This window comes from Allobosea sp. CER48 (genome assembly GCF_044752385.1).
Taxonomy (GTDB): Bacteria; Pseudomonadota; Alphaproteobacteria; order Rhizobiales; family Beijerinckiaceae; genus Allobosea.
The window spans coordinates 1-9,339 of record NZ_JBIWYK010000085.1 but is presented as its reverse complement, the minus strand read 5'-3'; the positions used below and the strand labels follow the sequence as shown (position 1 = coordinate 9,339).

Genomic DNA, 9,339 nt, shown 5'->3' with positions numbered 1-9,339 from the left:
TGCCCGTCTTGCCCATGCCGATCGCGGCTCGGTGCGTCAGCAGGGCCTGCTCTTCCTTGCCGGCGTTCTCATCACCTTCACGGCGCTTGCCACCGGCGTGATCGCGCTTGGTGCCCTCGGCAGCAGCGTCGGCTGGGGCTTCCAGCTGCAGTCGCCGCCGCTCGTCATCGCGCTGGCGGTGATCATGGTGCTGATCGGGCTGAACCTGCTCGGCGCCTTCGAAATCGGCTCCTCGATCACCGGGGTGGGCGACGGTCTCGCCAGCCGCGGTGGCCGCCTCGGCGCTTTCATGACCGGAGTCCTCGCGGTCGTCGTCGCGACGCCCTGTACCGCGCCCTTCATGGGAGCCGCGATCGGCTATGCCGTCACCCAGCCGCCGGCCGTGGGGCTGTCCGTCTTCCTCGCTTTGGCGCTCGGCTTCGCGCTGCCGGTCGTGGCGCTCTCCTTCGCTCCCGGCCTGCTGCGCCTGCTGCCGAAGCCCGGCCGCTGGATGCTGGTGCTGAAGCAGGCCTTCGCCTTCCCGATGTTCGCGACCGCGATCTGGCTGATCTGGGTCGCGTCGGTGCAGAGCGGCCCGCAAGGCGTGCTGGCGGCGCTCGTCGCCGTGCTGGCGGCCGGCTTCGTCGTCTGGCTCGTCGGCGTCACGCGTGGGTCGCCGCCGCGCCGCGTCTTCGGTTCCGCACTGGCGGCGCTGGTGCTGCTGGCCGCCGGCTGGTTCACCTTGCAGAATGCCGTCCCCGGAACGGCCACTGAGGCGCGGAGCGGCGATGTCGAGGCCTGGTCGCCCGAGCGTGTCGCGGCGTTGCAGGCGCAGGGCAAGCCGGTCTTCGTCAATTTCACCGCCGCATGGTGCATCACCTGCATCGCCAACGAGAAGGTCGCGCTCTCCCGGCAGGAGGTGAGGGAGGTCTTCGCGAAGCTCGGCGTGGCCTATCTCAAGGCGGACTGGACCAATCGCGACCAGCGGATCGCGAAGGCATTGGCCGAGCAGGGCCGTGCCGGCGTGCCGCTCTACCTGTTCTATCCGGGCGGCAAGGACGCGCAGCCGGAGATCCTGCCGCAGTTGCTGACGGCCGACGCGGTGATCGAGGCCGCCCGGCGCGCGGCGGGGCAGGAGGCCAAGACTGCGGCGGTCACGCCGTAACCCACCGTCGTTCACAGAGGGAGACAGACATGAAAAGCCTGACCAGACAGACTTTCATCGCCGGCCTTGCCTTGGCCGGTCTCGCCTTCCCGGCCGTTGCATTCGCTCAGGCGTCCGCCAAGGTCGGTGCGCCCGCTCCCGCCTTCCAGGCCGTGGATGCCGAGGGCAAGACCCGCAATCTCCAGGAATTCGCCGGCAGGACCGTGATTCTCGAGTGGACCAACCACGACTGCCCCTATGTCCGAAAGCACTACAAGAGCGCGACCATGCAGACGCTGCAGAAGGACATGGCGAAGGAAGGCATCGTCTGGCTCTCGGTCATCTCATCGCCGCCGGGGGAGCAGGGGCATGTCGATGGCGCCAGGGCCAGGGAGCTGACGGTGCAGCGCGACGCCGCGCCTGCCGGCATCCTGCTCGACCCGAAGAGTCAGGTGGCGCGCGCCTATGGCGCCCAGACCACGCCGCACATGTACATCATCGATCCCAAGGGCAAGCTCGCCTATATGGGGGCGATCGACGACAAGCCGTCTTCTGCGGCTTCGAGCCTGAACGGTGCCAAGAGCTATGTTCGCCAGGCGGTCGCCGAGTTGAAGGCCGGAAAGCCGGTCTCGGAGGCGAGCACGAAGGCCTATGGTTGCGTGGTGAAATACGCGCCGCTCAGTTGAGATCCGTCTCGGCTGAGATTCTGGACGAAGCCTGATCGCAATGGCCGGGAATCGCCCGGCCATTCGTGTTTCCGAGGCTATTGCGAGCGCGGTCCGAGGTCGCGCGGTGCGGCATTGATCGTGACGATCTGCCCGTTGCGCAGCTCGAGCACCGCGAGGCCGCGTTCAACCTGCCCGTCCGGCCGGAAGCGGAAGACACCGTCGGCACCGGCAAAGCCGGAGGCGTTGGTCAGGACGCTTTCCGAGAAGCGCTGCGAGCCCTGTGTCCGGGCCAGCGCGGCCGCCAGCGAGACGGCGTCGTAGGCCAGGGTCGCGGTGCGGGTCGGCGCGCTGTTGAAGCGCTGCTGGTAGCGCCCCGCGAAGGCGTTGAAGCCGGCGGTGTCGGGCGAGGCGAACCAGCCGCCCTGGATCGCCTGCACGCGCGCCACGCCGGCATCGTTCCAGACGCCGGTGCCGAGCGGCTTGACCTTGGCGGGGTTGTAGCCCGCTTCCTGCAGGAGCTGGCCGAGCGTCGGCATGGTATCGGCGGCGGCAGGCACGAACAGCGCGTCTGCCTGCTGGAGCGACGGCATCAGCCGCTGGACCGCGCTGCGCATCGCAGCCGGGTCCGAGCCGAAATGTTCGATCGCGGCGACGCGGACGCCGCGGCTCGCGGCGGCCTGCTGGAAGGCCGCCTCGACGACCTTGCCATAGGCGGTGTCGGGCAGGAGCGCGGCGAAGGATTTCCGGCCCTGCTGACTGGCATAGCCGATGACGCGGTTGACGTCGTTCTCGGGCGGGAAGGAGAGCAGATAGACCCCGCGCGAGGCGACGCTGGTGTCGCTCGAGAAGGCGATGATCGGGCGGTTGGCGCCGCGCGCCACCTGCGCGGCAGCCTGCACCGATGGCGCGAAGAGCGGGCCGATGATCAGTTCGGCCCCCTCGGAGAGCGCCTCCTGCGTGGCGGCGCGGGCGCCGTCTGGCGTGCCGCGATCGTCCTTCACCAGGATCGTCAGGTCGGCGTTCGGGAATTCGGCCAGCGCCATCTCGGCAGCGTTCTTCAGCGAGTTGCCGACGACCGCGCCCTGCCCTTCCGCCGTCAGCGGCAGGATGAGGCCGACCCGGACCTTGCCGGTGCCGATGGTCTGCCCGGTCGGGGTTGCACCGCCGGGCGCTCCGGCGCCGGAATCGAAACCCGGCAGGCCGGAGGTGCCGCCGCTGCATGCGGCCAGAGCGAGCGGCAGGGCCACTGCGAGAGCCCGCGCCTTTGACCGCAGGATCGGTGCGAAGTGCCGATGATGCAACACGGGCGATCTCCAGTCGTGGCCGGGCCGGCAAGAGCTGCGCCCGGCTATCCAGTCCCCCCGCGGGACTCACGTGCCAGTGCGGAATCCTATTTTCAAGTTGTTAACTATGAGTTGCAGCGCCATGGCGACGTCGCGCCATGGCGTGCGGCCGGCCGCTGTGGCAGCGTGGCGCGATGTCGAATGATGCCTCCGCACGCCCTCCCAGCTACACAGCGTTCGGCCTGAGGGCCGAGGCCGAGCCGCTGGCCCCTGGCCTGCACATCGTCGCGACGCCGATCGGAAACCTGCGCGACATCTCCTTCCGGGCGCTGGCGACGCTGGCCGCGGCCGATGCGATCCTGGCCGAGGATACCCGCACCTCGAAGACGCTGCTGGCGCATTACGGCATCGCGACGCCGTTGCTGCCCTATCACGAGCACAATGCCGCGCAGATGCGGCCGAAGGTGCTGGCGAAGCTGCGCGAGGGCGGCAAGCTCGCGCTGATCTCGGATGCCGGCACGCCGCTCGTCTCCGATCCCGGCTACAAGCTCGTCGCAGAGCTCGTCGCCGAAGGCCTGCCGGTCACCGGCATCCCCGGGCCTTCGGCCGTACTGGCGGCGCTGGTGCTGGCCGGCCTGCCGACCGACCGGTTCTTCTTCGAGGGCTTCCTGCCGCCGAAATCGGGCGGGCGGCGCACGCGGCTGACCGAACTCGCGGCCATTCCCGGCACGCTGGTCTTCTTCGAATCGCCACGCCGCCTCGCCGAGATGCTGGCCGACGCCGCCGCCGTGCTGGGCGCGAGGCCGGGGGCTGTCGCGCGCGAGCTCACCAAGTTCTACGAGACGGTCAGGCGCGGCACCCTTCCCGAGCTGGCCGCCCATTACGAGACCGAGGAAGAGGCCCGCGGCGAGATCGTCGTCATCATCGGCCCGCCCGGCGCGAGCGATCTGATCCCGACCGATGAGGCGATCGACGAACGGCTGCGCGCCGCGCTGGCAAGGGTCTCGCTGAAGGAGGCCGTCGCCCAGGTCGCCGCCGAGACCGGGCAGCCGCGCCGCAAGGTCTATGCCCGCGCCCTCGAGCTGACCCGCGAGCCGTGAGCGGCACGGCTGCCGATCCGCAAGGACGCAGCCGCAGGGCGCGGCGCTCCGGCCTGACCGGCCGCCGCGCCGAATGGCTCGCCATCCTCTGGCTGGCGGCGAAGGGCTATCGGCTGCTTGAGCGACGCTTCGGCGGCAAGGGCGGCGAGATCGATCTCGTGATGAAGCGCGGACGCACCGTCGCCTTCGTCGAGGTCAAGGCGCGTGGCCGGCTCGACGACGCGCTGACGGCGGTGACGCCCGAAAAGCGCCGGCTCGTCGAGCGTCGGGTGCGGCACTGGCTGTCGCGCAATCCCTGGGCGAACGAGCATCATCTGCGCGCCGATGCCGTGTTCCTGGCGCCATGGCGGCGGCCCCGTCATGTGCCGGCGGCCTTCGAGCTCGTCCTGTGACGCAATGCTGCCCCTTGGTTACCCTCTTGCCGGGACCGCCTTCGCGGCCCGATAAGAGCCGGCCGCAACAGGAAAGCCTGCCATGACTCTCGCCATCGCCATCCAGATGGACCCGATCGAGCGCATCCGGATCGCCGGGGACACCGGCTTCGCCCTGATGCTGGAAGCGCAGGCGCGCGGCCACACGCTCTACACCTACACCCCCGACAAGCTCTCGATGCGCGACGGCAAGGTCACGGCGCCGATGCGCCCGGTCACGGTGCGTGACGCGGAGGGCGATCATTTCACCGCGGGGGCGGAGGAGAAGATCGACCTCTCGACGCTCGACGTCGTCCTGCTCCGGCAGGATCCGCCCTTCGACATGGCCTATGTGACCACCACCCACATGCTGGAGCGTATCCATCCGAAGACGCTGGTGGTCAACGATCCCACCTCGGTGCGCAATTCGCCAGAGAAGATCCTCGTCACCCATTTCCCGGAGCTGATGCCGCCGACGCTGATTACCCGCGACAAGGCGGAGATCGAGGCGTTCCGCGACGAGCATGGCGAGATCGTCATGAAGCCGCTCTACGGCCATGGCGGCGCGACCGTCTTCAAGACCAGCAAGACGGACCCCAATTTCGGCTCGCTCTTCGACCTGTTCAGCAATCTCTTCCGCGAGCCCTGGGTCGTGCAGGGCTTCATCAAGGAGGTGACCGAGGGCGACAAGCGCATCATCCTGATCGACGGAAAGGCGGCCGGTGCGGTCAACCGCGTGCCGGCGGTCGGCGATCTCCGCGCCAACATGGTGCGCGGCGGCGCGGCGCGGCCGACCGACCTGTCGAAGCAGGAGCTTGCGATCTGCGAGGCGATCGGCCCGACCCTGCGCGAGCGCGGCCTGCTGCTCGTCGGCATCGACGTGATCCACGGCAAGCTCACCGAGATCAACGTCACCGCGCCCACCGGCGTGCGCGCGATCAAGAAGCTCGGTGGCCCGGACCTTGCGGCGCAGCTCTTCGACGTGATCGAGAGCAAGCGCTGAGCTCGGGCTTGGAGGGGACACAGCCTTCATTGTGAGAGCCTGACCGAAACGTCTGCGAGCCCTCATCCCGAGGAGCCATTTCGTCGGAGATGGCGTCTCGAAGGATGCTCCAGATTCGCTCGGGGCCTCCAGAAGCATCCTTCGAGACGCCGCTTCGCGGCTCCTCAGGATGATGGCTCGACGATTGTTCGATCAGACGCTCACGCGGCTTCTGCCGGGGCGACGGCGCGCGCGAATGCCGCTCAGGCGGCGACGCCGCTGCCGTTGAGGGGGTTTGTCTCGTCCCAGCCATAGCGCAGGGTCTCGAATCGCATCGTCAGCGAATCGAGCAGCAGGAGCTTGCCTACGAGCGATTCGCCGAAGCCGGTGATGGCGCGCACCACCTCGAGCGCCATCATCGAGCCGATGATGCCGGGCAGGGCGCCGAGCACGCCCGCCTCGGCGCAGGTCGGGATGCTGCCGGCGGGCGGCGCTTCCGGAAACAGGCAGCGCCAGGTCGGGTTCGGCCGGCCGTCCGGCCCGGTTTCATGCGCGCGGATCGTCGTCACAGAGCCGTCGAAACGCCCGAGCGCGCCCATCACCACCGGCTTGTGTTCGTGGAAGCAGGCGTCGGAGACGGCGTAGCGGGTGGCGAAATTGTCCGAGCCTTCCGCAACGACGTCGTAGAAGGCGATCATCGCCCTGGCATTATGCGGATCGAGCCGGGTGACGTGTTCCTCGACCACGACGTTCGGGTTGAGGTTGCGGACGAAGCGGGCGGCGACCACGGCCTTGTGTGCGCCGATGTCCTCGGTGGTGAAGATCGTCTGGCGCTGCAGGTTCGAGAGCGAGACGATGTCATCGTCGACGATGCCGATCTTGCCGACGCCCGCAGCCGCCAGATACTGGATCAGCGGCGCGCCGAGCCCGCCGGCGCCGACCACGAGCACCCGCGCATTCTTGAGGCGCTGCTGGCCCGGCCCGCCGATCTCCGGCAGGACGATGTGGCGCGCATAGCGCTCGATCTCGTCGTCGTTGAGCATCATGGCGTGAGCGTAAGGCCGATCGGCTCCGTTCGGCAATCGCCATGGCGGCGGGATGCGGTCCCGCGGCCTATGACCTTGCGCCAGCTTGGCCGCATCGCCGAGCCATGCCATCGTGACGCCATCGAGGGCCGGATAACGGCACCCGGCAACAACAGGGGATCGGTTCGATGCGTTTGGGTGTTTTCGCGGCGGCTCTCGCCGGCGTTGCGCTTTCGGCTGTGGCGGCGCTTGCGCAGCAGGCGATCAAGCCCGCCGTGGTCTACGACAAGGGCGGCAAGTTCGACAAATCCTTCAACGAAGGCGTCTTCATCGGTGCCGACAAGTTCAAGAAGGAGACCGGCGTCGATTTCCGCGATTTCGAGCCGACCAACGATGCGCAGATCGAGCAGGCGCTGCGCCGCTTCGCGCGCGACGGCCATTCGCCGATCATCGCCGTCGGCTTCTCGCAGGCGACCGCGTTGCAGAAGGTCGCGGCCGAATTTCCGAACCTGAAGTTCACGATCATCGACATGGTGGTCGAGCTGCCGAACGTGCAGTCCATCGTCTTCAAGGAGCACGAAGGCTCCTATCTGGTCGGGTTGCTCGCGGCCAAGGCCTCGAAGACCGGCAAGGTCGGCTTCGTCGGCGGCATGGACATCCCGCTGATCCGCAAATTCGCCTGCGGCTATGTCCAGGGCGTCAAGGCGGGCAGGGCCGATGCCGAGATCTTCCAGAACATGACGGGCTCGACGCCGGCTGCCTGGAACGATCCCGTCAAGGGCGGCGAGCTCGCCAAGTCGCAGATCGACCGCGGCGCGGACGTCGTCTACCACGCTGCCGGCGGCACCGGCATCGGCGTGCTGCGTGCGGTGGCCGATGCCGGGAAGCTCGGCATCGGCGTCGATTCCAATCAGAACGCGCTCCATCCAGGCAAGGTGCTGACCTCGATGCTCAAGCGCGTCGACGTCGCCGCCTACAACTCCTTCAAGGCGGCGCAGGACGGCTCCTGGAAGCCGGGCATATCCGTGCTCGGCCTCAAGGAGGACGGCATCGACTGGGCGCTGGACGATGCCAACAAGGGGCTCATCACGCCCGAGATGAAGGCAGCGGCCGACAAGGCCAAGGCCGACATCATCGCCGGCACCATCAAGGTCCACGACTACATGTCCGACCAGAAGTGCACGATGTGAGGAGCGGACCGCGTCCTTGAGTGCAGCTCCCGCCACCGTGGCGCTCCTGCCGGCGGCCATCGAGCTCGTCGGCATATCCAAGCGCTTCGGCGCCGTCGCGGCGAACCGGGACGTTTCGCTGACGGTTGCCGCCGGCTCTGTCCACGGCATCGTCGGCGAGAACGGGGCCGGCAAGTCGACGCTGATGTCGATCCTCTACGGCTTCTACGAGGCCGATTCGGGAGAGATCAGGATCGCCGGCGCGCCGCGCCGCATCCGCTCCTCGGCCGACGCGATCGCGGCCGGGATCGGCATGGTCCATCAGCACTTCATGCTGGTGGAGACGCTGAGCGTGGTCGAGAACGTCGTGCTCGGTGCCGAGGGCGGAGCGCTGCTCAAGGGCGGGCTCGCCAAGGCCCGGGCGGAACTGCGCCGGCTCTCGCAGGACTACGGCCTCGCGATCGACCCCGACGCCATCGTCGGCGAGCTTTCCGTCGGCCTGCAGCAGCGCGTCGAGATCCTGAAGGCGCTCTATCGCGGCGCCGCAATCCTGATCCTCGACGAGCCGACGGCGGTCCTGACCCCCGCCGAGGCCGACCAGCTCTTCATCCTGCTCAGGGCGTTGAAGGCACAGGGCAAGACGGTGATCCTGATCACCCACAAGCTGCGCGAGATCATGGATGTCACCGACACCGTCTCGGTGATGCGGCGCGGCGAGATGGTTGCCCATGTCCGAACCGAAGAGACCTCGCCGCCGGCGCTGGCGGAGGCGATGGTCGGGCGGCGCGTGCTGCTGCGCATCGAGAAGCCGCCGCGCGAGCGCGGGGCACCGGTGCTCGAGGCTGTCGGCCTCTCCTGTCGGGATGGGCGGGGCACCGAGTCCCTGCGCGATGTCAGCCTCACCCTGCACGAGGGCGAGATCGTCGGCATCGCCGGCATCGCAGGCAACGGCCAGAGCGAATTGCTCGAAGTGCTTGCCGGCTTGATCCAGCCGACGCGCGGCGTGATCCGCCTGAACGGTGCCATTCTGTCCAGCACCGATCGTCACCCCGCCCGGCTGCGCCAGCTCGGGCTGATGCATATCCCGGAGGATCGCCACCGCAGCGGCCTCGTCACCGCCTTCTCGGCCGCTGAGAACGCCATCCTCGGCTATCAGCACGATCCCGGCTTCGGCCCCGGCCCGTTCCTGTCGCCGGCCCGGATCGAGGCCCATGCGCGCGAGGCCTTCGCGGCCTACGACGTGCGGCCGCCCGATCCGGCGCTGAAGACCGCCAAGTTCTCCGGCGGAAACCAGCAGAAGATCGTTCTCGCTCGCGAGATCGAGCGAGGCCCGAAGGTCTTGCTCGTCGGCCAGCCGACGCGTGGCGTCGACATCGGCGCGATCGAGTTCATCCACCGCCGCCTGCTGGAGCTGCGCGACCAGGGCGTCGCGATCCTTCTCGTCTCGGTCGAGCTCGACGAGGTGATGGCGCTTTCAGACCGAATCATCGCCATGTGCGGCGGCCGGATCACCGGCGAGCGGGCGGGAGCTGGCGCGGATGAGCGCGAGCTGGGCCTGCTGATGGCTGGTGTCGAGGAG

At 68.5% G+C, this 9,339-nt stretch carries 9 protein-coding genes; 7 read left to right on the top strand and 2 right to left on the bottom strand.

Annotated features, from left to right (window positions below; translation table 11 throughout):
• Positions 1-1,144, top strand: a 1,144-nt coding sequence (locus ACIPIA_RS05455; protein WP_400507424.1) for a protein-disulfide reductase DsbD family protein, incomplete at its 5' end; no start/stop codon positions are given.
• Positions 1,145-1,173: 29 nt separating this feature from the next.
• Positions 1,174-1,809 (top strand): thioredoxin family protein, encoded by a 636-nt coding sequence (locus ACIPIA_RS05450; RefSeq protein ID WP_400507422.1) that lies wholly within the window; start codon positions 1,174-1,176, stop codon positions 1,807-1,809.
• Positions 1,810-1,886: 77 nt separating this feature from the next.
• Here ACIPIA_RS05450 and ACIPIA_RS05445 read toward each other — a convergent pair whose 3' ends face one another.
• Entirely contained in the window at positions 1,887-3,095 is a 1,209-nt protein-coding gene (locus tag ACIPIA_RS05445; RefSeq protein WP_400507421.1) for a penicillin-binding protein activator, read from the bottom strand.
• Positions 3,096-3,268: 173 nt separating this feature from the next.
• Between ACIPIA_RS05445 and rsmI the strand changes: the two genes are divergently transcribed.
• The 3 genes from rsmI (at position 3,269) to gshB (ending at position 5,587) form a co-directional block, all read left to right on the top strand.
• A complete protein-coding gene (gene rsmI, locus ACIPIA_RS05440; protein ID WP_400507419.1) occupies positions 3,269-4,174 on the top strand; it encodes a 16S rRNA (cytidine(1402)-2'-O)-methyltransferase in 906 nt (301 codons plus the stop codon).
• Positions 4,171-4,566 carry a YraN family protein gene (locus ACIPIA_RS05435; RefSeq protein ID WP_400507417.1) on the top strand — a complete coding sequence of 132 codons (396 nt, stop codon included), beginning with the start codon at positions 4,171-4,173 and terminating at the stop codon, positions 4,564-4,566. Before rsmI ends, ACIPIA_RS05435 begins: the two co-directional genes overlap by 4 nt.
• Positions 4,567-4,648: 82 nt before the next feature.
• Positions 4,649-5,587, top strand: a complete 939-nt coding sequence (gene gshB / locus ACIPIA_RS05430) for a glutathione synthase (protein ID WP_400507415.1) — start codon at positions 4,649-4,651, stop codon at positions 5,585-5,587.
• A gap of 242 nt (positions 5,588-5,829) precedes the next feature.
• Here gshB and ACIPIA_RS05425 read toward each other — a convergent pair whose 3' ends face one another.
• On the bottom strand, positions 5,830-6,612 hold the full coding sequence (locus ACIPIA_RS05425) for a HesA/MoeB/ThiF family protein (protein WP_400507413.1): 783 nt from the start codon (positions 6,610-6,612) through the stop codon (positions 5,830-5,832).
• A 167-nt stretch (positions 6,613-6,779) separates the two neighbouring features.
• Between ACIPIA_RS05425 and ACIPIA_RS05420 the strand changes: the two genes are divergently transcribed.
• Together ACIPIA_RS05420 and ACIPIA_RS05415 are read left to right on the top strand one after the other, a co-directional pair.
• Positions 6,780-7,781: a BMP family lipoprotein gene (locus tag ACIPIA_RS05420; protein ID WP_400507411.1), complete on the top strand. Its 1,002-nt coding sequence runs from the start codon at positions 6,780-6,782 to the stop codon at positions 7,779-7,781.
• Positions 7,782-7,827: 46 nt separating this feature from the next.
• Positions 7,828-9,339 (top strand): ABC transporter ATP-binding protein (locus tag ACIPIA_RS05415; protein WP_400507426.1); only part of this gene is annotated, 1,512 nt, incomplete at its 3' end.